Source organism: Kribbella caucasensis, from assembly GCF_004361855.1.
Classification (GTDB): Bacteria; Actinomycetota; Actinomycetes; order Propionibacteriales; family Kribbellaceae; genus Kribbella; species Kribbella caucasensis.
Window position 1 is genome coordinate 93528 of the sequence record NZ_SNWQ01000005.1, and the last position, 20641, is coordinate 114168.

21 protein-coding genes are annotated in these 20641 nt (G+C 68.3%); 13 read left to right on the forward strand and 8 right to left on the reverse strand.

Annotated elements, in window-relative coordinates; translation table 11 throughout:
* Positions 1–27: 27 nt before the first annotated feature.
* Positions 28–588: a dihydrofolate reductase family protein gene (locus tag EV643_RS12235; protein WP_133800147.1), complete on the reverse strand. Its 561-nt coding sequence runs from the start codon at positions 586–588 to the stop codon at positions 28–30.
* Between the two features lie 149 nt (positions 589–737).
* Here EV643_RS12235 and EV643_RS12240 point away from each other — a divergent pair, with 149 nt between their 5' ends.
* Positions 738–1103 carry a VOC family protein gene (locus EV643_RS12240; protein WP_133800148.1) on the forward strand — a complete coding sequence of 122 codons (366 nt, stop codon included), beginning with the start codon at positions 738–740 and terminating at the stop codon, positions 1101–1103.
* Positions 1104–1106: 3 nt separating this feature from the next.
* Here the strand turns inward: EV643_RS12240 and EV643_RS12245 are convergent, their stop codons facing one another.
* Positions 1107–1859 carry an SDR family NAD(P)-dependent oxidoreductase gene (locus EV643_RS12245; protein WP_133800149.1) on the reverse strand — a complete coding sequence of 251 codons (753 nt, stop codon included), beginning with the start codon at positions 1857–1859 and terminating at the stop codon, positions 1107–1109.
* A gap of 97 nt (positions 1860–1956) precedes the next feature.
* Here EV643_RS12245 and EV643_RS12250 point away from each other — a divergent pair, with 97 nt between their 5' ends.
* Positions 1957–3183, forward strand: coding sequence for a serine hydrolase domain-containing protein (locus EV643_RS12250; RefSeq protein WP_133800150.1), 1227 nt, complete (start codon positions 1957–1959; stop codon positions 3181–3183).
* 6 nt (positions 3184–3189) lie between these two features.
* On the opposite strand, the gene recQ is transcribed toward EV643_RS12250, so the two are convergent.
* From recQ to EV643_RS12265, 3 genes are read right to left on the reverse strand one after another with little or no spacing between them, the layout of a single operon-like run.
* The gene (recQ, locus tag EV643_RS12255) at positions 3190–5025 is read right to left on the reverse strand and encodes a DNA helicase RecQ (protein ID WP_133800151.1); all 1836 of its coding nucleotides are present in this window, start codon (positions 5023–5025) and stop codon (positions 3190–3192) included.
* Between the two features lie 47 nt (positions 5026–5072).
* Complete coding sequence (locus EV643_RS12260; protein WP_133800152.1) at positions 5073–5501, reverse strand: VOC family protein; 429 nt, start codon at positions 5499–5501, stop codon at positions 5073–5075.
* On the reverse strand, positions 5498–6343 hold the full coding sequence (locus tag EV643_RS12265) for a helix-turn-helix domain-containing protein (RefSeq protein ID WP_133800153.1): 846 nt from the start codon (positions 6341–6343) through the stop codon (positions 5498–5500). The genes EV643_RS12260 and EV643_RS12265 overlap by 4 nt, the downstream gene beginning before the upstream one ends.
* A gap of 157 nt (positions 6344–6500) precedes the next feature.
* Between EV643_RS12265 and ilvD the strand changes: the two genes are divergently transcribed.
* The gene (ilvD, locus tag EV643_RS12270; RefSeq protein WP_133800154.1) at positions 6501–8351 is read left to right on the forward strand and encodes a dihydroxy-acid dehydratase; all 1851 of its coding nucleotides are present in this window, start codon (positions 6501–6503) and stop codon (positions 8349–8351) included.
* 6 nt (positions 8352–8357) lie between these two features.
* On the opposite strand, the gene EV643_RS12275 is transcribed toward ilvD, so the two are convergent.
* Genes EV643_RS12275 through EV643_RS12285 form a run of 3 tightly spaced genes read right to left on the reverse strand, consistent with a single transcriptional unit; the run spans position 8358 to position 9624 of the window.
* The gene (locus EV643_RS12275) at positions 8358–8663 is read right to left on the reverse strand and encodes a type II toxin-antitoxin system PemK/MazF family toxin (RefSeq protein ID WP_133800155.1); all 306 of its coding nucleotides are present in this window, start codon (positions 8661–8663) and stop codon (positions 8358–8360) included.
* Positions 8663–8899, reverse strand: coding sequence for a ribbon-helix-helix domain-containing protein (locus EV643_RS12280; RefSeq protein WP_133800156.1), 237 nt, complete (start codon positions 8897–8899; stop codon positions 8663–8665). The genes EV643_RS12275 and EV643_RS12280 overlap by 1 nt, the downstream gene beginning before the upstream one ends.
* 56 nt (positions 8900–8955) lie before the next feature.
* Positions 8956–9624, reverse strand: coding sequence for an LON peptidase substrate-binding domain-containing protein (locus EV643_RS12285; protein ID WP_133800157.1), 669 nt, complete (start codon positions 9622–9624; stop codon positions 8956–8958).
* A gap of 151 nt (positions 9625–9775) precedes the next feature.
* Between EV643_RS12285 and hisD the strand changes: the two genes are divergently transcribed.
* From hisD to EV643_RS12335, 10 genes are all read left to right on the forward strand, one after another.
* Positions 9776–11089, forward strand: coding sequence for a histidinol dehydrogenase (gene hisD / locus EV643_RS12290; RefSeq protein WP_133800158.1), 1314 nt, complete (start codon positions 9776–9778; stop codon positions 11087–11089).
* Entirely contained in the window at positions 11089–12207 is a 1119-nt protein-coding gene (locus EV643_RS12295; RefSeq protein WP_133800159.1) for a histidinol-phosphate transaminase, read from the forward strand. Before hisD ends, EV643_RS12295 begins: the two co-directional genes overlap by 1 nt.
* A complete protein-coding gene (gene hisB, locus EV643_RS12300) occupies positions 12204–12803 on the forward strand; it encodes an imidazoleglycerol-phosphate dehydratase HisB (protein WP_133800160.1) in 600 nt (199 codons plus the stop codon). The genes EV643_RS12295 and hisB overlap by 4 nt, the downstream gene beginning before the upstream one ends.
* On the forward strand, positions 12800–13441 hold the full coding sequence (hisH, locus tag EV643_RS12305) for an imidazole glycerol phosphate synthase subunit HisH (protein ID WP_133800161.1): 642 nt from the start codon (positions 12800–12802) through the stop codon (positions 13439–13441). Before hisB ends, hisH begins: the two co-directional genes overlap by 4 nt.
* 351 nt (positions 13442–13792) lie before the next feature.
* The gene (locus EV643_RS12310) at positions 13793–14578 is read left to right on the forward strand and encodes an ABC transporter ATP-binding protein (protein ID WP_133800162.1); all 786 of its coding nucleotides are present in this window, start codon (positions 13793–13795) and stop codon (positions 14576–14578) included.
* Complete coding sequence (locus EV643_RS12315) at positions 14575–15402, forward strand: ABC transporter ATP-binding protein (protein ID WP_202869528.1); 828 nt, start codon at positions 14575–14577, stop codon at positions 15400–15402. The genes EV643_RS12310 and EV643_RS12315 overlap by 4 nt, the downstream gene beginning before the upstream one ends.
* Complete coding sequence (locus EV643_RS12320) at positions 15399–17258, forward strand: AMP-dependent synthetase/ligase (RefSeq protein WP_133800163.1); 1860 nt, start codon at positions 15399–15401, stop codon at positions 17256–17258. The genes EV643_RS12315 and EV643_RS12320 overlap by 4 nt, the downstream gene beginning before the upstream one ends.
* A complete protein-coding gene (locus EV643_RS12325; RefSeq protein WP_133800164.1) occupies positions 17255–18142 on the forward strand; it encodes a branched-chain amino acid ABC transporter permease in 888 nt (295 codons plus the stop codon). Before EV643_RS12320 ends, EV643_RS12325 begins: the two co-directional genes overlap by 4 nt.
* Positions 18139–19254: a branched-chain amino acid ABC transporter permease gene (locus EV643_RS12330; RefSeq protein ID WP_133800165.1), complete on the forward strand. Its 1116-nt coding sequence runs from the start codon at positions 18139–18141 to the stop codon at positions 19252–19254. Before EV643_RS12325 ends, EV643_RS12330 begins: the two co-directional genes overlap by 4 nt.
* A gap of 48 nt (positions 19255–19302) precedes the next feature.
* Positions 19303–20604: an ABC transporter substrate-binding protein gene (locus tag EV643_RS12335; RefSeq protein ID WP_133800166.1), complete on the forward strand. Its 1302-nt coding sequence runs from the start codon at positions 19303–19305 to the stop codon at positions 20602–20604.
* Positions 20605–20641: the final 37 nt, after the last annotated feature.

The window sequence follows — 20641 nt, forward strand, 5'->3', positions numbered from 1 at the left end:
TCGAAGCTCACCAGCTCGGTCGCGGCCTCAGCCCCTGACGCCGTAACGCAGGTAGACCACACCGTTCCCGAATCGTCGCTCGTCCCACAGCTCGAGATCGACGCGGACGTCGTCCGGGAAGAACGGATTGCCACCACCGACGATCACGGGTGTGACGAAGAGTTGGTACTCGTCGACGAGCCCGGCGCGGATCGCGTGAGCCGCCAGGTGTGGACCGTCGACGGCGATGTCGAGGTCGGACTCGGCCTTCAACTTGCGCACCGCATCGGGGTCGAACGTCCGCTCGATCCGGGTCCGCGCGCTGGCGACCTCGGTCAGCGTTGTGGAGTAGACGATCTTGTCGGTGCCCTGCCAGATCCGCGCAAACTCCAGCTCGAACGGCAGCTGCTCGGGCACCGTGTGCGCCGTCTCCCAGTAGACCATCGTCTCGTACATCCGCCGGCCGTACAGGTTCGTGCCGATCGATCGAAATTGCTTGTTGACGAACTCGTGCACCTCCTCCTCTTCAGCACCCCAGCCGAAGTTGCCGGCTGGATCGCTCACGAAGCCGTCGAGTGAGGTGGCCAACGAATAGATCAGCTTGCCCATGGTGCCTCGCCCTTCCGTAGAAACCGTTGCCAGTTGCCTGGCGCTGTTCATGAAGACGAGCGACCGCCCGAAAACTCATCGCCGCTCTGTGTCGAAGGTGCGCGGACGGCTTCTACCTAGGGGTGACAGCAACCTTCGAGGAGGATCTCATGATCACCGCCATCAGCACGGTCGCCATCCCCGTCAGTGACCAGGACCGGGCCGTTGACTTCTACGTCGGCACGCTCGGCTTCGACAAGCACCTGGACGCGCCTCTGCCGCAACTCGGTGGGCGCTGGATCGTCGTCGCCCCGCCCGGTGCCAGCACCTCGCTCGCCCTCATCCCCGCGAGCGCGGAGACCCCGGTCGGCACAGACACCGGCATCAGGTTCACCACCCCCGACGCCGCGTCCGCCCACGCCGCCCTCACCGCCCAGGGCGTCACCACCTCGGACCTCATCACCTGGCCCGGTGTCCCGCCGATGTTCACCTTCCAGGACCCCGACGCCAATCGGCTCTACCTGGTCGAGGGATGATCCTCAGAGCCGTACCCCGGTGAGCTGCTCGCACGCAGTCAGGAACGCATCCTGTACTGCGGGGTCGGTGGCTGCCGGGTGGGTCCGGTGCGGGCGGCGATGGTAGAAGTACGTGCCGGTGACGGGGTCGTCGGTAGTCGCCAGCCAGACCTGGGTTTCGGGGCCCTGACCGAGATCGCCGGGCGCGCCCCGACCGCCCATCCTGGTCGCGACCCAGCCGGGATCGACGGCGTTCGACCGGACCTCGGGCCATCGCCGGGCCACTGCGAACGCGATCAGCACGTCGTGCAGCTTGGAGTCGGAGTACGCCCCTGCTCCGCTCCAGCGGCGACGGGTCCACTGCAGATCGTCGAACGCGACCTGACCGCCTTCGTGCATCCCCGAACTCAGGTAGATCAAGCGATCGGGGCGATCGATCAGGGCGGTGAGCAGATACGGCGCGAGCGAGTTGATCGCGAAGACGTGCTCCAGACCGTCGACGGTTTCGCGGCGCGGTTCCTGTTCCCCGACCGCGGCGTTGTGCACCACGACGTCGAATCGCCCGTTCTCGTTGGCCTGCCGGGCGAGATCCTTCGTCTCGTCGATGCTGGCCAGCTCGCCGGTCAGTGCATCGCTCGCTCCCGGTACCGCGGCCAGCGCGTCCCGCGCCCGGGCTGGGTTGCGGCCGTGCAGGACGACTTCGTGGCCCTCGGCCACTAATCGCTCAGCCACCATCCGGCCGAGCCCATCCGCCGAGCCCGTGACCAGCACCCGCATCTTCGCACTCCCTCCGCGCCGCGCCCCCCACTCTGCCAGCCCCCGCAAGGCCTGGCGAAGGGTCGACAGGGGAGAGGGATGGCGGCAGGATCGTGAGATGGGCATGATTCGGCCGGCGCTGGTTCTCACGGCGCTGGCTCTGATCGCGCCGGTCGCGTGCACCTCCGACGACGACGGCACTGTCGAGCCGACAGCTGCCCCAACTGTCTCTGGAAAACCGACTGCTGTTCCAGGCACACCGACAGTCCGCCCGCAGAATCGCACGCCCGCCCCCTCCACGAAGGCACTCGACCCTGCCAAGGCGGCCGCGTTGCAGGCGGTGCTCGCGAAGGTGGTCAAGCTCAACGCCACCATCCCGGACGCGTACGTCGCCGCGCGGGGAATCACGGCAGCTGTGGTGACCGACAAGTGGATGTGGTCGGGAGCGGCCGGCGTGGATGCTGCCGGCACCACTCTCGTCCCGACCACGATGCTGGGTGCCGCGAGCATCACGAAGACGTTTGTCGCCGCCGAGGTCATCCTGCTCGCGTCGGCAGGCAAGATCGACCTGGATGCACCGCTCTCGCAGTACGTGCGGCATCGGCTCACCGAGAACGACGCGCCCATACGGCAACACCTCGCCATGCGGGCCGGCGTACCGAACTTCCGGCCGGAGGAGTATGCGCAGCTGGACAAGGCGATCGCGGCCGCGCCGGGCAAGCACTGGACGGCGGAGGAGGTGCTCGCGTACAACACCGGGCCGCTGCTGCCGCCCGACAGTCCGTACAGCTACAGCAATCCGAGCTATCTGCTGCTCGGCTTGCTGATCGAGAAGGTCACCGGCCAATCGCTGGCGACCGTACTGCGCCGCGACCTGGCGCGGCCGGCCGGGCTGGAGCGGGCCGCGTTCCAGGACGCCGAGCAACCACGACCGCCGCTCGCGGAGGACCGCAATCCGTTGTGTGGCAAGGCCCGCGACGGATTCGTCCCGTGCCGGGCGTTCGCCAGTTCGCTGGGCGCGAGTGCGAGCCTGGCCGCCGATGCGCCGACGATCGCGCGCTGGGGCTATCAGCTGTACGGCGGACGCGTCGGGCCGGCGGAACTGGTGCGGCAGATGTCTCTGGGCGAAGGGAATTTCGGGCTCGGCACGATGCTCTTCTCGTACACGTTCGGAAACTTCCTGGCCTTCGGGCACAGCGGTCAGCTGCCCGATCACACCAGCATGCTCGTCTCCGTTCCCGAGTTGAGGCTCTCGGTCGCGGTACTGGTCGCGGCCGGCGGCAAGGACGCGGACGAGCTGGCCGGCGAACTGATCCGCGCAGCCGTCCCACTCCTCGACGGCTAGCGGCACCTACTCCGCGGCCAGTGTTTCCAGGACGCCGTCGCCGTACTTCGCGAGTTTGTTCTCGCCGACCCCACTGATCCGGCCCAGCTCGGCCAGCGTCGTCGGCAGCTCGGTCGCGATCTGCCGCAACGTCGCGTCGTGGAAGATCACGTACGCCGGGACGCCCTGTTCCTTGGCGACTCCGGCTCGCCAGCCGCGCAGCCGTTCGAAGGTCGGCGCGGCCTCGGCCGGCAGGTCGACGGTCTTCTTCTTGCCGCCGGACGACGAGGACTTCGACCGGGCGACCCGCTCGGGTTCGCGACGCATCATCACCTCACGCCGGCGGCCGAGCACCTCCGCGCTGTCCTCGGTGAGCACGAGCGTGCCGTAGTCGCCTTCGACCGCGAGCAAGCGCTGGGCCAGCAGTTGCCGGATCACACCGCGCCACTCGGCGTCCTTCAGCTCGGTGCCGATGCCGAAGACGCTCAACTGGTCGTGCCGGAACTGGGTCACCTTCTCGGTCTGCTTGCCGAGCAGGATGTCGATCACCTGACCGGCGCCGAACTTCTGGTTCCGCTCGTTCTTCAACCGGTACACGGCGGACAGCAGCTTCTGCGCCGCGATCGTGCCGTCCCACGACTCCGGTGGGGTCAGGCAGGTGTCGCAGTTGTCGCAGGCCTCGCCCTGCTGGCCGAAGTACGCGAGCAACTGGGTGCGGCGGCACTGCACGGTCTCGCACAGCGCGAGCATCGCGTCGAGGTGAGCACTCAGCCGGCGGCGATGAGCGAGGTCGCCTTCGGACGTGTCGATCATCTTGCGCTGCTGCACGACATCCTGCAGCCCGTACGCGAGCCAGGCCGTCGAGGGCAGCCCGTCCCGGCCGGCGCGACCGGTCTCCTGGTAGTACCCCTCGACCGACTTCGGCAGGTCGAGATGCGCGACGAACCGGACGTCCGGCTTGTCGATCCCCATCCCGAACGCGATCGTCGCGACCACGACCAGCCCGTCCTCGCGGAGGAACCGGGCCTGGTTCTTCGCGCGAGTCCGGTTGTCGAGTCCGGCGTGGTACGGAACGGCTTCGATCCCGTTCTGGGTCAGGAACGCGGCCGTCTTCTCGACGCTGTTGCGGGACAGGCAGTAGACGATGCCGGCGTCACCCGCGTGCTCGGTGCGGAGCAGGTCGAGCAGCTGCCGTTGCGGGTTGTCCTTCGGCGCGATCCGGTACTGGATGTTCGGCCGGTCGAAGCTGGCGACGAAGTGTTTCGCCTCGGACAGGTTCAACCTGGTCGCGATCTCCGCGTGCGTGGCCTCGGTCGCGGTGGCGGTCAGCGCGATCCGCGGTACGTCAGGCCAGCGCTCGTGCAGCTCCGACAACATCAGGTAGTCGGGCCGGAAGTCATGCCCCCATTGGGACACGCAGTGCGCCTCGTCGATCGCGAACAACGAGATCTTGCCCTGGTCGAGCAACCGCACGGTCGCCTCGACCCGGAGCCGCTCGGGCGCGAGGTAGAGCAGATCCAGCTCACCGGCCAGGAACGCCCGCTCGACCTCACGCCGCTGCTCGTAGTCCTGGGTGGAGTTGAGGAATCCGGCCCGTACGCCGAGCGCGGTCAACGCATCCACCTGGTCCTGCATCAACGCGATCAGCGGCGAGATGACTACACCCACACCGGACCGGACCAGTGCGGGGATCTGGTAACACAACGACTTCCCGCCGCCGGTCGGCATCAGCACCAGCGCGTCCCCACCGGCGACGACGGTCTCGATGATGTCGCGTTGCCGGCCGCGAAACTCGTCGTACCCGAACACGCGGTGCAGGACCTGATGAGCTTCCGACTCGGGCAACGCGGTTGTATCGGCCACCCGGCGATTCTAGTGAGGTCCAGGGACAACCGTTGGCACCCTGTGGATTACGTGATCTCGCCCTTGTAGGTACCGACACTCCAGAGGTTGCCTTCGGGGTCCTTCACGGTGAAACCGCGGGAGCCGTAGTCCTCGTCGCGCAGGCCGCGTACGACGACCGCGCCGGCGGCGATCGCCTGCGCCAGCAACCGGTCCGGGTCGCCGTCGACGACGAGATAGACCGACTGCGGATGGTCGGCCAGCCAGGAGAAGTCGTCCGGCACGTGGTTTCGGCCGACCGAGCTGACCATCACGCCACCGCCGGCCGGCCAGGCCAGCTCGGAATGGGCGATCGATCCTTCGGTCTCACCGGCATACAGGCAGACCTGGGTGAAGCCCAGTCCCTCGGTGAGGAACTTCAAGGCTGCTTGGCCGTCGTGGTAGATCAGTGTCGGCCAGACACCGACGACGATCTTGTTCTCGGTTGTCGTGTTCATACCTCCGACTCTGCGCCCGCACCGACCGGCACGTCTTGAACGTTTGGGAGCAGTTCCTCGGTCATCCACTGCCGCGGAGAGCAGCCGGCGATCGCGTTCCACTCCCGGGTGAGATGGGCCTGGTCGGCGTACCCGAGCTCAGCCGACAGCTCCGCCAGCCTGAGCTTCGGATCGCGCCTCAGCCGCCCGACCGCCTGCTCGAACCGCATCACCCGGGCCGCCACCTTCGGTCCCAAGCCGTACTCATTGGTGAACCGGTCCGTCAGATGCCGACGGCTCCAACCGATCTCGGTCGCCAGGTCCTCCACGCCGACCGCCCCGGCCGTCTCGCGGAGGCGCCGCCACGCCCAACCGAGCTCGGCTCGCGTCTCCGGTGCGGGCTCGTCCGCCCAGTGCTCGAGCAGCAGGCTCTCGACCAGGTCGAAGCGCTCGACCCAGGTCGGCGCCTCCCGTAGCCGCCCGCTGACGGCGCGGGCCGGGCTGCCGAGGATGTCGTCCAGCTCCACCACCGCCGACGCGAGCTCGCCGGGCGGCAGGCCGAGCAGGGCCCGCGCCGCGGCGGGCCGGAGGGCGAGCTGGATCCCGGACCGATTGGGCGACTGACCGATGTGTACGGCGGTCGAGTGCAGCCCGCCGACGACGGTGCCGAACGTGGTGACGGGGGAGCCCGGCCAGGCGATGCCGAGCGGCTCGTCGAGGGTGATGACGAGGGTCAGGTACTGCGAGGGGAGGCCGCGGTGGAGCGCGGGCGGCTCACCGGGATACGCGTAGCCGGTGACCTCGGCGACGTACGGGCGCAGGGCGGGGTGCACACGCCGCCAGTGAAGCTCGAACCCCGTCATGCTCACAGGCTAGATCTGCCCATGGACAGTTTCACGCCCTCCGGAATGCGGGACCGCCATACCGCCATCTGGACGACCATGGCACCATGTTGATTCGCGCCCACCCCACCGCCCCGGTCAGGCGGTGGAGTCGTCCAGAACGCAAGGAGATGTCGTCGTGCCTGCTTTGAGGTCCCGTACTGTCACCCACGGCCGCAACATGGCGGGCGCTCGCGCGCTCATGCAGGCCTCCGGGGTAGCCCGGGAGGACTTCGGCAAGCCGATCATCGCGGTGGCGAACAGCTTCACCGAGTTCGTCCCCGGGCACACCCACCTGGCACCGGTCGGCCGGATCGTGTCCGAGGCGATCCACGCGGCCGGCGGGATCGCGCGCGAGTTCAACACGATCGCGGTCGACGACGGGATCGCGATGGGTCACGGCGGCATGCTCTACAGCCTGCCGTCGCGGGACCTGATCGCCGACTCGGTCGAGTACATGGTCGAGGCGCACTGCGCCGACGCGCTGGTCTGCATCTCGAACTGCGACAAGATCACCCCGGGCATGCTGATGGCCGCGATGCGGCTGAACATCCCGACCTTGTTCGTCTCCGGCGGCCCGATGGAGGCCGGCCGGGCGACCCTGGTCGATGGCACCGTGCGCAAGCTCGACCTGATCGACGCGATGTCCGAGGCCGTCAACGAGAACGTCTCCGACGCCGACATCCTGCGGATCGAGGAGAACGCCTGCCCGACCTGTGGATCCTGTTCGGGCATGTTCACCGCGAACTCGATGAACTGCCTGACCGAGGCGATCGGGCTGTCGCTGCCCGGCAACGGTTCGGTGCTCGCCACCCACACCGCCCGCAAGGCCCTGTACGAGCGGGCCGGAGCGACCGCCGTCGAGCTGGCCCACCGGTACTACGACGGTGACGACGCGACCGTGCTGCCCCGGGCCATCGGCTCGCGGGCCGCGTTCGAGAACGCGATGGCGCTGGACATCGCGATGGGCGGTTCAACCAACACGATCCTGCACCTGCTCGCGGCCGCGCAGGAGGCGGAAGTCGACTTCGACCTGGACGACATCAACGCGGTCTCGCGCCGGGTGCCGTGCCTGGCCAAGGTCGCCCCGAACGTCGCGCCGGGTGGCACCTACTACATGGAGGACGTGCACCGGGCCGGGGGTATCCCGGCGATCCTCGGCGAGCTGCACCGGGCCGGTTTGCTGAACGAGGACGTCCACACGGTGCACAGCGACTCGATCGACGAGTGGCTCAAGACCTGGGATCTGCGTGGCGGCTCACCGTCGCCCGAGGCTGTCGAGCTGTGGCACGCGGCTCCGGGGGGCGAGCGCTCGGCGACCGCGTTCTCCCAGTCGAAGCGGTGGGAGACCCTCGACACGGACGCCGCTGGTGGGTGCATCCGGGATCTCGAGCACGCGTACTCCGTTGACGGCGGCCTCGCAGTACTGAAGGGCAATCTGGCCGAGGACGGCTGTGTGGTGAAGACCGCCGGCGTGGACGAGTCGATCTGGACCTTCCAGGGCCCGGCCGTCGTCTGCGAGTCGCAGGACGAGGCGGTCGAGAAGATCCTCACCCAGCAGATCCAGCCCGGCGACGTCGTGGTGATCCGGTACGAGGGTCCGAAGGGCGGACCGGGGATGCAGGAGATGCTGTACCCCACCTCGTACCTGAAGGGCCGCGGCCTGGGCAAGGTCTGCGCCCTCATCACCGACGGCCGCTTCTCCGGCGGGACCTCGGGACTGTCGATCGGCCACGCCTCACCCGAGGCGGCTTCCGGCGGCACGATCGCGCTGGTCCACGACGGCGATCAGATCCGCATCGACATCCCCAACCGCTCCATCGACCTCCTGGTCGCCGAGGACGAATTGGCAGCGCGCCGCGAGGCGTTGGGTGGCGTGTACGCCCCACGCGATCGGGACCGGAAGGTTTCCCAAGCCCTCCGCGCCTACGCCGCCATGGCCACCAGCGCCGACAAGGGCGCAGTACGGGACGTCACCAAGCTCGGCTGATCCCCTTCAGACGGAGTCCAGGTCGAAGGCGAGGGTGATGGCTTCGGTGAGGCGGGGTTCCTGGGCGGGGAGGAGGTAGCCGATCAGGCGGCCCAGCTGGACCTTGGGGATGGTCTGGATGTTGTCGCAGCTGACGGCGCTCGGGTGATCGAGGCCGTTCTCGGTGCCAACCAGGACCTCGGTGGACAGACCGCGGATCGTGCTGGTGATCGGGGCGACCGTGACGTTCTTCAGCCGCGGGCGGATCAGCTCGCGGGTGAGTACGACCACCGGCCGGGGTTTGTCCAACCGCGCGATGTGGATCGGCCGCATCAGTCGAGGTCGGACAACACGGTGCCACTGGCCGCGGCGGCCAGCCCGTCGAGATCGTCGTACTCGCCGTGCTCGGTCAGGATCGCGAGATCACGTTCGGCCAGCTGCCGCCTGCGCTCACGCTCCATCGCCCGGGCGACCACGGAGGCCCGGGACGGTGCTTTGTGATCGTCGACCAGCTGGTCCATGAACTCCACCAACTCGTCCGGCAACCGCACAGTGATCTGCTTGCTCATACCAACACCATACCACCCAGGGATTCACTCCAATACCACAAGTACCGGCGGGTGGGTTAGTTGGGGTGCATGGAGGACCAGGGGAGGTCGGTGTCGGGGAGGGAGGGGAGGGCGGCGATGGCGGCCAGTTCGGTGTCGAGGAGGCCGACCAGCTGGGCCAGGCGGGTGGTGGTGTCGGGGGCTTCGAGGAGCTTCTGGCGTTCGGGGGTGAGGAGGGTCGTTGCGGCCGACATCAAGTAGGACAGCGTGCTCGGGTCGTCCGGCAGGGGGCCGAGGTGCAGGCCGGGGCTGCTGATCTCGGTCACGGCCGCGGCGTACCGGCGGAAGCGGGCGATCGCGATCGTCGCCGTACCGAGTGGGTCGTCGCCGAGCTCCTCGGGCAGCCACTCGACATCGGCGACCAGGTAGTCGCCGGTGCTGTCGAGGGAGTCGACCTTGAACCGCCGGTTGCCGGTCAGGGTGACCTCGACCGGTCCGTCGTCGCCCGCCTCCAGGGTGATCTCGGAGATCGTTGCCGCGCACCCCGTGCCGTAGAGCGAGCGGAACACCCGGTCGCCGAGCTCGTACCCGTCCCGCACCGCCACCGCGCCGCAGGCCATCTCCCCACCGTTCTCCACCAGATCGCGAATCACCGAGCGGCCCTGTACGTCGGTGATGGGGATGGGGAGCACCAGCCCGGGGAAGATCACCGTGTCAACGGTGAGAAGCGGCAGGCGCGAATCCATGCGCCGAGCCTAGTGCCAACCACCGACTCCCGTACGCGCGCCGGTGGGTGGCCGGGAGGGAAGACGGGGTGGCGGTTGTCCACGCTCCCGGATGCGCCGAGGCTGTGGACAGGGGACGGAGCAGGGCAGGCCCGGCCACTAGACTGAGGGCATGATTCGTCGTGTCGACCTGCGGGGGCGGGTGGCGGCTGGAGAGGTGGTTGAGCTCCAGGCGCTGGTTCCCCGTGCCGTGTTCGACGTCGAGAAGGCTCTCGACGTCGCCCGACCGATCTGTCTCGACGTCCGTCATCGTGGCCTCGAGGCGATCCGGGAGTACGGCGAGAAGTTCGACCAGGTGCGGGTGGACGACCTCCGGGTGCCGGCCGAGGCGTTGAAGACGGCGCTGGAGGAGCTCGACCCCGAGGTGCGGAGCGCCTTCGAGGAGTCGATCCGGCGGGTCCGCGAGGTCAGTGAGGACGAGCGCGGCGCCGACGTCGTGTCCGAGCCCGCGAAGGGCGGCCGGGTCACGCAGCGGTTGGTGCCGGTGCAGCGCGTCGGGCTGTATGTGCCGGGCGGCCGCGCTCCGCTGGCCTCCAGCGTGGTGATGAACGTGGTGCCGGCCCAGGTCGCGGGCGTCCCGTCGCTCGCGGTGGCGTCGCCGCCACAAAAGGAGTTCGGTGGCCTGCCGCACCCGACTGTGCTCGCCGTGTGCGCACTGCTCGGGATCGACGAGGTGTACGCGATGGGCGGCGCGCAGGCGATCGCCGGGTTCGCCTATGGGTTCGAGGGGTGCAAGAAGGTCAACCTGATCACCGGCCCGGGCAACATCTACGTCGTCGCCGCCAAGCGGTTCCTGCTCGGCGAGGTCGGGATCGACTCCGAGGCCGGTCCTACCGAGATCGCCGTACTGGCCGATGACACCGCCGACCCGGCGCATGTCGCGGCCGACCTGATCAGCCAGGCCGAGCACGACCCGATGGCGGCCAGCGTTCTGGTCACTCCCAGCGAGACCCTGGCGGCCGCGGTCGAGGCCGAGTTGCCGCAGCAGGTCGTGAAGACGAAGCACCAGGACCGGGTCAAGGAGGCGCTCGCCGGCCAGCAGTCCGCCGTCGTGCTGGTCGACGATCTGGAGCAGGGGACCGCCGTGGTGAACGCCTATGCGGCCGAGCACCTGGAGATCCAGACGGCCGACGCGGAGGAGCGGGCCGGGCTGATCACCAACGCGGGAGCGATCTTCATCGGCGGCTGGTCGCCGGTCTCGCTCGGCGACTACTGCGCGGGCTCGAACCACGTGCTGCCCACGGCCGGTTGCGCGTGCCACTCGTCCGGCTTGTCCGTGCGCAGCTTCCTCAAGGCCGTACACGTCGTGAACTACTCGCGCGAAGCCCTCCAAGAGGTCGCCGGTCACGTCGTTGCGCTGGCGCACGCCGAGGACCTGCCCGCCCACGGTGCCGCCGTGTCGGTGCGTTTCCCCGGGGCGAGCTGATGGGGCGCTTCGACGGGCTGCCGATCCGGGATGAGCTGAAGAGCTTCGAGCCGTACGGCGCGCCGCAGCTGGACGTCCCGGTCCTGCTCAACGTCAACGAGAACCCGTACCCGCCGAGCGAGGAGACCGTCGCCGACATCACCGCGTCGGTCGCGGAGGCGGCTCGCGGGCTGAACCGGTACCCGGATCGCGAGTTCCTCGACCTCCGGGCCGACCTGGCCGCGTATCTCGGCCGCGAGTCGGGCGCCAACCTCACCGCCGACCAGGTGTGGGCCGCCAACGGGTCGAACGAGGTGATGCTGCACATCCTCCAGGCTTTCGGCGGACCAGGCCGTACCGCACTGTCGTTCGCGCCGACATACTCGATGTACCCGGAGTATGCGCGGGACACGAACACCGGCTGGGTCACGGGTCGCCGGGCCGAGGACTTCACCCTCGACGAGAGCAAGGCGCTGGCCGCGATCTCCAGGCACCGGCCGTCCGTCGTACTGCTCGCTTCGCCGAACAACCCGACCGGGACCGCGCTGCCGATCCAGTTGGTGGAGGCGATCGCGGCCCGGACCGCGACGATCGGGGCGGTCCTGGTGGTCGACGAGGCGTACGCCGAATTCCGTCGTACCGGGACACCGAGTGCGGTCAGCCTGCTCCCGGCGTACTCGCATCTGGCGGTGGCGCGGACGATGTCGAAGGCGTTCGCCCTGGCCGGCGGGCGGGTCGGATACCTTGCCGCGAGCAAGCAACTGGTGGACGCGCTGCGGATCGTGCGGTTGCCGTACCACCTGTCCGCCGTGACCCAGGCGGTTGCGCGGGCCGCGCTGCGGCATTCGGACGAGTTGCTCGGCCGGGTCGACCAGCTCCGGGTCGAGCGGGACGAAACCGTCGACTGGCTGCGGGCGCAAGGGCTGCGCGCGGTCGACTCGGACGCGAACTTCGTCCTGTTCGGCACGTTCGCCGACCGGCATGCGGTCTGGCAGTCGCTGCTCGACGACGGCGTGCTGATCCGCGAGACCGGACCGGACGGCTGGCTGCGGGTCTCGATCGGCACCGGCGCCGAGATGGCCGCGTTCCGAGCCTCGTTGGAGCGAGTTCTCAAGACAGACGTGGGAAGGCATTCATGACCAGGACTGCCCGGATCGATCGGGAGACCAGCGAATCGAAGGTGCTGGTCGAGCTCGACCTGGACGGCACCGGCCGCGCCGACATCTCCACCGGCGTCGGCTTCTACGACCACATGCTCAACGCGCTGGCCAAGCACGCGCTGCTCGACCTGCACGTGAACACGGTCGGCGACCTCGAGATCGACGCGCACCACACCGTCGAGGACACCGCGATCGGCCTCGGTCAGGCGCTCAAGCAGGCGCTCGGCGACAAGCGCGGCATCCGCCGGTTCGGTGACGCGACCGTGCCGCTGGACGAGGCGCTCGTGCACTGCACCGTCGACCTGTCCGGCCGGCCGTACTGCGTGCACACGGGTGAGCCCGAAGGCCAGGTGTACGCGATCATCGGTGGCGACTACGCCGGTTCGCTGACCCAGCACGTGTTCGAGACGCTCGCGTTCAACGCCGCGATCTGCATCCACATCCGGGTGCTGTCCGGGCGCGATCCGCACCACATCGTCGAGGCCCAGTTCAAGGCGTTCGCGCGAGCGCTGCGCGACGCGGCCGAGCACGACCCGCGGCAGCCCGGTATCCCGTCGACCAAGGGCGCTCTGTGAGCAAGACGGTTGTCCTGCTCGATTATGGGTCGGGCAACATCCGTTCCGGCGAGCGTGCGCTGCAACGCGTCGGCGCCGACGTGACCGTGACGGCCGACTTCGACCAGGCGCTCAACGCTGACGGCCTGCTGGTTCCGGGCGTCGGGGCGTTCGAGGCCTGTATGACGGGACTGCGTGCGGTGCGGGGCGACGTACTGGTGGACCGGCGCTTGACCGGTGGTCGGCCCGTGCTCGGGATCTGCGTCGGCATGCAGATCCTGTTTGCCAAGGGCATCGAGCATGGGGTCGAGACCGACGGCTGCGAGCAGTGGCCGGGCACGGTCGAGCGACTACAGCCGCACAACAACGAGCCAGTTCCGCACATGGGCTGGAACACGGTCGACGTCCCGTCGGGAAGCGCTCTCTTCGACGGCATCGAGAAGGACCGGTTCTACTTCGTCCACTCGTACGGCGTACGGACGTGGGAGCTGACCGAAACCCGCGCCTCCGTGACCCCGGCCGTGACCTGGTCCGAGTACGGCGGCGACCGGTTCGTGGCCGCGGTCGAGAACGGTCCGCTCGCCGCAACCCAGTTCCACCCCGAAAAGTCCGGCGACGCCGGCGCCGAACTCCTGTCGAACTGGGTCCGCTCCCTGTAACCACGGCGCGAACCACGAAACTGAGAACCCTGAACAACAAGCCGGGACCTCGGACAGGAAAATAACCTGTCCGAGGTCCCGAGTTGTTGTTGAAGGTGCCGGTGAGTTGGCGGCACGGGCCCGATTGGGGTGGGGTGGGCGTCCGTGGGGGTAGCGGGCGGGGGGGCGATGTGGCGGTGTGGGGCGTTTGGGGGGTTTGGTGCTGACCCTCGGCGTGGAGGCGTCCGTTGTCGGTCACGGTTTGGGTGACAGCGTCCGATTTTCGGGGCGTCGCTCTTCAAAGATGACAGAGCCGGTGTCACACTCACTCGCCAGGACGGTGGAAACCCTCGGGGATCCAGGAGGCCGGACGTGCTGGCGGCGAAGAATCTCGAGGTCGTCTACGACGACGTGATGCTGGTCCTGCGAGGCGTCAGCCTCGAGGTCCCGCGGGGGCGGATCGTCGCCCTGCTCGGGGCGAACGGGGCAGGCAAGTCCACTTTGCTGCGCGCGATGTCCGGTCTGCTCGACGTCCACGACGGCGAGGTACGCCGCGGCGAGATCACCCTCGACGGTGTACCGATCCACCACCTCGGCGCGAGCCGGATCGCCGCGCGAGGGGTCAAGCAGGTGATGGAGGGCCGGCGGATCTTCGTCGACCTCACCGTCGAGGAGAACCTCCGGGTCGGCGCGCACGCCCGGCCCCGCACGGTGAAGGTCAACCTGGATCGCACCTACCAACTGTTCCCGGTGCTCGCAGACCGGCGGAAGAAGGTGGCCGGCTACCTGTCCGGTGGTGAGCAGCAGATGCTGGCGATCGGCCGGGCGCTGATGTCCGATCCGGAGTACCTGCTGCTGGACGAACCGAGCCTCGGGCTGGCACCGCTGATCGTGCAGCAGATCCGCGACGTGATCGTCGAGATCAACGCCGCCGGGACCACCGTGCTGCTGGTCGAGCAGAACGCGGCGATGGCACTGGCGATCGCTGAGCACGGCTATGTGCTGGAGAACGGCGCGATGGTGATGGACAAACCAGCCGCCGACCTACTGGCCGACGGCGACGTACGCGAGTTCTACCTCGGCCTCGGCGCGGAGGGCGCGGCCCGGTCGTTCCGCGACGTGAAGCATTACCGTCGACGGAAGCGGTGGCTGTCGTGACCGCCACCGAGACCCGCTCACCAGAGGCCGAGCCGACGGCGACCCCGGTGCTCACCTTCGAGGACGTGGTCCTCGGGTTCTCCGGCGTGACCGCGCTCAACGGCGTGAGTTTCACCGTCGGACCAGGTGAGCTGTTCGCGGTGATCGGCCCGAACGGCGCCGGCAAGACGTCGATCTTCAACGTCCTGTCCGGGGTCTACCGCCCCCAACGCGGCACCGTCCGCTTCGGCGCGCAGAACCTGATCGGCATGAGCCCGCACGCGATCGCGCGACTGGGTATCGCCCGGACCTTCCAGAACATCGAGCTGTTCTCCAACCTGACCGTCCTCGACAACCTGATGCTCGGCCGCCATCACCACCACCCGTACGGCGTACTCGCGGCGCTCGGCTGGTTCGGCAAGGCCAGGCGCAACGAACTCGCCAACCGCCGGGCCGTCGAGGAGATCGTCGACTTCCTCGACCTCGCGCAGTGGCGGCGACTGCCCGTCGGCCTGCTCCCGTACGGCGTCCAGAAGCGCGTCGAACTCGGCCGGGCACTCGCGAGTGAGCCCAAGTTGTTGCTGCTGGACGAACCGGTCGCCGGGATGAACCTGGAGGAGACCGAGGACATGGCCCGGTTCATACTTGACATCCGGGACGAACTAGACGTGCCGATGGTGATGGTCGAGCACGACATGGGCCTGGTGATGGACCTGGCCGACCGGATCATGGTGGTCGACTTCGGCCGGGCGATCCGGACCGGCAGGCCCCGGGAGGTGGCCACCGATCCCGATGTGGTGCGCGCCTACCTCGGCGAGGAACACCGGGTGGTGGACCGGCCATGAGTACCGTGACTGCCGCGACAAAGGTGACCACGATCGCTGCCCGGATCAAGGAGCGCGCCGTCGCGAAGCCGAACGTGATCGCCTTGCGGGAGAAGGATCTGGGCATCTGGCAGGAGGTCAGCTGGTCGCAGTACTGGTACACGGCCGAGCTGGTCGGGCACGCCTTACTTGCCCTCGGCATCGAACCGGGCGACCGAGTCGCGATCCAGTCGGAGAACCGGCGCGAGTGGCTCTACACCGACGTCGGTACGGTCGCGGTCCGCGCCGCCACCGTCGGGCTGTACCCGACCAACCCGGTCGCAGAGGTCTCGTACCTGTTGCGCCACTCGGGTGCCCGGGTACTGATCGCCGAGGACCAGGAGCAGGTCGACAAGGCGCTCGCGGTTGCCGACGAGCTGCCCGATCTGGAGCGCATCGTGTACCTGGAGCCGCGCGGCATCCGGTACCGGTACGACGACCCGCGGTTGCTGGCCTGGCCCGATTTCCTTGCCCTCGGCCATGAACACCGTGACGCCAACCCGGGTGCCGTCGAGGAACGGATGGCGCAGACCCGTCCCGACGATGTGGTCACGCTGATCTACACGTCGGGCACCACCGGGCCGCCGAAGGGCGTGATGCTGACCGCGGCGAACGTCGAGTTCGCCATCCACGAGCTGGTCGAGCACGGCGGATTCACCTCGCCGCCGCCGTCCTCAAAAGACAGCGTGCTGTCCTACCTGCCGTTGTGTCACGTGGCCGAGCGGATCTTCAGCTGCTGGTTCGGCGCCGGTGCCGGGGTCTGCGTGCACTTCGCCGAGTCGATCGAGACCGTCGCGGCGAACCTGCACGAGGTGCAGCCGACGATCCTGTTCGGCGTACCGCGGATCTGGGAGAAGATCGCGGCCGGCGTACAGATCCGGGTCGAGTCGGCCAGTCCGGTGAAGCGGATCGTCGGCGGCTTCTGGCTGCGTCAGGCGGATCGGCTCGGCGGCTTGCTGGCCGAAAACCATGGTCGTCACACACCGAAGACCCGGCTGCTCTACGCGGCCGGCTACCTCTTCAGCTATCGCGCGCTGCGGGACCGGATCGGCGTACGGAAGGTCCGGTACGCCGCGTCCGGGGCGGCCCCGATCGCCCCGGAGGTACTGCGCTTCTTCATGGGCCTGGGGCTGCCGATGCACGAGGTGTACGGCATGACCGAGAACACGGCCGTGGCGACCGCGAACCGCCCGGGCCGGGTCAAACTCGGTACGGTCGGCGAAGCGCACACGGGCGTGGAACTGCGGATCGACGAGCAGACCGGCGAGATCCTCACCCGGCACGCCGGCACGTTCGCCGGGTACTGGCGCGACCCGGACGCGACCGAGCGCGTGATCGACCCCGATGGCTGGCTGCACACCGGCGACGTGGGGGAGTTGGTGGACGGTACCCATCTGCGCATCACCGACCGGATGAAGGACATCATCATCACCGCGGGCGGCAAGAACATCGCGCCGTCGGAGATCGAGAACGCGCTGAAGGCGTCGCCGTACATCAAGGAAGCCGTGGTGATCGGCGATCGGCGGAAGTTCCTCACCGCGTTGATCGGGATCGAACCGGACACGGTCGGCCACTGGGCCCAGCTCCGCCGGCTGCCCTACTCGACGTACCGCGATCTGTCCGAGAAGCCCGAGGTGATCGAGCTCGTGCAGCAGGTCCTCGACGAGGTCAACGAACGGTTCGCCACGGTCGAGCAGGTGAAGTCGTTCCGGATGCTGCCGAAGCTGCTGGATCACGAGGACGGCGAACTGACCGCGACCCAGAAGGTGAAGCGGACCGCCGTCGCGGGAGCGTTCGCCGAGCTGGTCGAGTCGATGTACGGCGGAGGTGGCCGGTGAACGAGTTCGTCGCGACCGTGGTCCGCGGCCTCGGCAGCGGCTCGATCTACGCGTTGCTGGCGCTGGGGTTCGTGATCATCTACAAGTCGATGCGGGTGATCAGCTTCGCCCAGCCGGCCTTCATGATGGCCGGTGCGACGCTGGTCAGCCACCTGGTGCTGTCGATGAACTTCTTCCTCGCTGTGCTGGTCGCGCTGCTGCTGACGGCATTGCTCGGCGCCGGGGTGGAGCGGCTTGCGTTGCGGCCGATGATCGGCCGGCCGGTGTTCGTGATCGCGATCATCACGCTCGGCGTCGACATCGTGATCCGGACCGTGGTGAACTCCTTCATCGGCCTGGACATCCGCCAGATGGGCGATCCGTGGGGCCTCGAGCAGGTCGGCGTACTCGGCGCGAACATCGATCAGCGGCACCTCGCCACCCTGATCACCACGCTGATCGTGGTCGCCGCGCTGTTCGCCTTCTATCGCTGGTCCCGGACCGGCCTGGCGATGCGGGCAGCCTCCTCGGACCAGGAGGTGGCGCTCGCCCAGGGCGTGTCGGTCGGTCGGGTGTTCTCGCTGTCGTGGGCTCTCGCGGCGATGCTGGCCGGACTGGCCGGGGTGTTCCTCTCGACCGGGATCGGGCTGGAGCAGAACCTCTGGCTGACCGCGTTGAAGGCCCTGCCGGTGATCATCCTCGGCGGGCTCGACTCGCTCGGCGGGGCAGTGGTCGCCGGCCTCTCGATCGGCGTGGTCGAGGCGCTGGTCGGCAGTTACGGCGGCGACCTCCACCCGGTGTTCGGCGGCGACTTCTTCCTGGTCGTGCCCTACCTGCTGATGTTGCTCGTCCTGCTGGTCAAACCGTACGGGCTGTTCGGGACCCGGGAGGTGGAGCGGATATGACCACCCGCATCGGCAGACCACTGCTCTACACGGCGTACGAGCAGGACATGTCGTTGCTCAACACGCCGGCCAAGCGCGGCTGGACGTTGATCCTCGGCCTGGTCGCGGTGTCGCTGCCGTTCCTGCTCCAGGACGACCTGCTCGTCGTCATGGCGACCGCGTTCGTCGCCGCGATCGGTGCGATCGGCCTGAACATCGTCACCGGGTACGCCGGTCAGGTGTCGCTCGGGCACGCGTTCTTCCTTGCCATCGGCGCCTATACGGCCGCGGCGTTGTCGGGTGATCCGGACAGCACCCGGCTGATCGGGTTCGGCATCACCTCGCTGCCGATCTGGTTGCTCGCGGCCGGACTGGTCGCGGGACTGGCCGGGCTGATCGTCGCACCGTTGGCGGCCCGGTTGCGTGGGTTGTACCTGGCCGTGGTGACGCTCGGCCTGGTCTTCATCGGGGAACACATCTTCAAGCACTGGCGGGACCTGACCGGGGGAGTCGGGGTCGGCCGCCCGGCCGCCGTACCGGAGCTGTTCGGGATCCAGTTCGCGGTCGACGGCGCCACCTTCACGAAGGCGCAGAAGCTCTATCTGCTGATGTTCGTGCTGCTGGTGATCTTCGGCGTGCTGGCCCGGAACCTGGTCCGGTCCAGGATCGGCCGGGCGCTGGCCGCCGTCCGGGACCGCGACCTGGCCGCCGAGGTGATCGGCGTCGATGTGACCCGGTACAAGATGATCGCGTTCGCGGTGTCGTCGTTCTACGCCGGCGTCGCGGGCGCGCTGCTGTACGTGATGATCGGCTTCGTCGAGCCCGGATCGTTCAACCTCGCGATGTCGGTGCAGTACATCGCGATGATCCTGATCGGCGGCGTCGGCACCATCTCCGGATCGGTGCTCGGCGCGCTGTTCATCACCTTGCTGCCGCGGGTCACCCGCGAGCTGCCGGCCGTGCTGCCGTTCATCAGCGCCAGCTCGGCGGCCGGCGGCATCACGGTCTTCCAGGTCGAGACGATTCTGTACGGCCTGTTGATCATCGGCTTCCTGATCTTCGAACCGCGAGGGTTGTTCGGGATCTGGATCCGCGTTCGCAATTACTGGAAATCGTGGCCGTTCTCGCACTGACCCTGCACGTCCGGGGCCCGCGCCCAACAGGCCGGAGAAGGAGATCCGATGAGAGTACGCAGCGGAGTCGCCGTCGCACTGGTGGCGGTGCTGGTGGGGGTGTCCGGGTGCCGTAGCGACGCGCCGGAGGCCCAGCAGGGTGGCGGAGACGTCAAGTTCGACGTCGGCGTCACCAAGGAACCGTGCCCCGAGGCCGTCGACAAGGCCAAGGGGTGCATCTACCTGGGGTCGATCTCGGACCTCACCGAGGGACCGTTCAAGGCGCTCGGCGTGCCGATCACCGAGAGCCAGAAGAAGTTCTGGAAGCGGGTCAACGCGGCCGGCGGGATCGGCTCCTTCGAGGTCGACGTGACGAAGTACGTCAAGGACAACAAGTACAACCCGCAGATCCACAACGAGGTGTACGCCGAGATCAAGCCGGACGTGCTCGGATTGGCCCAGACGCTGGGCTCCCCGACCACCGCGGCGATCCTCGCCGACCTGAAGTCGACCGGCGTGATCGGCGTACCGGCGTCCTGGACGTCGGCCTGGGCGTTCGAGGACGTGATCCTGGAGTCGGGTACGAACTACTGCTTCGAGTCGATGAACTCGGTCGACTTCGGGGCCGAGACGCTGAAGGCCAAGAGCGTCGCAGCGCTGCACTTCCCGGGCGACTACGGCGACGACGCCGCGGCCGGCACGAAACTCGCGGCCGAGGTGAACGGGATGACGTTCACCGACATCCCGACCGCGCCCGGACAGGAGAACCAGGGGGCGGCGATCCAGAAGCTGATCGCGGCCAAACCCGATCTGGTCATCCTGACCACCGGTCCGACCGAGGCGGCGACCATCGTCGGTGGCGCCGCGCAGAACGGGTTCAAGGGCCAGTTCATCGGTACCAGCCCGACCTGGAACCCGGCGCTGCTGAAGAGCCCGGCCGCTCCCGCCCTGACCGCGCTCTACCGGCAGTCGGGACCGTGGGCGCCGTACGGTGCGGAAACAGCGGGCCACAAGGCGCTGGCCGAGTCGCTGGACCAGGCGATGTTCAAGGCCGCGCCGAACGACGGCTACACGGCCGGCTGGGTCTGGTCGTACCCGATGAAGGCGGCGCTGCAGAAGGCGGTCGACGCCAAGGACCTCACCCGGGCCGGCCTGCTGGCGGCGGTGAAGTCGCTGGAGACCGTCGACTACGAAGGGATGCTGCCCGAGGCGGCCGGCAAGTTCAGCGGTGAGCCGAACGAGCGGGTCTTCCGGCAGAGCATCATCTCCAAGGTGAACCCGGCCGCGCCGACCGGTGTCAGCGTCGAGAAGGACTTCTTCACCGGCAAGACCGCGGAGGCACACCAGTTCGCCAAACCCTGCTACCAGTAGATAGCTGAATTTCGCGGCACGTGCGGGCCTTCGGGTC

Bases quoted from the DNA above. Each gene is read 5' to 3' on its own strand.
- EV643_RS12320 (WP_133800163.1), top strand. From the start codon at position 15,399: ATGAGTACCGTGACTGCCGCGACAAAGGTGACCACGATCGCTGCCCGG.
- EV643_RS12280 (WP_133800156.1), bottom strand. From the start codon at position 8,899: ATGAGCAAGCAGATCACTGTGCGGTTGCCGGACGAGTTGGTGGAGTTC.
- EV643_RS12330 (WP_133800165.1), top strand. From the start codon at position 18,139: ATGACCACCCGCATCGGCAGACCACTGCTCTACACGGCGTACGAGCAG.
- EV643_RS12250 (WP_133800150.1), top strand. From the start codon at position 1,957: ATGGGCATGATTCGGCCGGCGCTGGTTCTCACGGCGCTGGCTCTGATC.
- EV643_RS12295 (WP_133800159.1), top strand. From the start codon at position 11,089: ATGGGGCGCTTCGACGGGCTGCCGATCCGGGATGAGCTGAAGAGCTTC.
- EV643_RS12240 (WP_133800148.1), top strand. From the start codon at position 738: ATGATCACCGCCATCAGCACGGTCGCCATCCCCGTCAGTGACCAGGAC.
- EV643_RS12335 (WP_133800166.1), top strand. From the start codon at position 19,303: ATGAGAGTACGCAGCGGAGTCGCCGTCGCACTGGTGGCGGTGCTGGTG.
- EV643_RS12275 (WP_133800155.1), bottom strand. From the start codon at position 8,663: ATGCGGCCGATCCACATCGCGCGGTTGGACAAACCCCGGCCGGTGGTC.
- EV643_RS12235 (WP_133800147.1), bottom strand. From the start codon at position 588: ATGGGCAAGCTGATCTATTCGTTGGCCACCTCACTCGACGGCTTCGTG.
- EV643_RS12285 (WP_133800157.1), bottom strand. From the start codon at position 9,624: ATGGATTCGCGCCTGCCGCTTCTCACCGTTGACACGGTGATCTTCCCC.
- EV643_RS12260 (WP_133800152.1), bottom strand. From the start codon at position 5,501: ATGAACACGACAACCGAGAACAAGATCGTCGTCGGTGTCTGGCCGACA.
- hisB (WP_133800160.1), top strand. From the start codon at position 12,204: ATGACCAGGACTGCCCGGATCGATCGGGAGACCAGCGAATCGAAGGTG.
- EV643_RS12265 (WP_133800153.1), bottom strand. From the start codon at position 6,343: ATGACGGGGTTCGAGCTTCACTGGCGGCGTGTGCACCCCGCCCTGCGC.
- EV643_RS12245 (WP_133800149.1), bottom strand. From the start codon at position 1,859: ATGCGGGTGCTGGTCACGGGCTCGGCGGATGGGCTCGGCCGGATGGTG.
- hisD (WP_133800158.1), top strand. From the start codon at position 9,776: ATGATTCGTCGTGTCGACCTGCGGGGGCGGGTGGCGGCTGGAGAGGTG.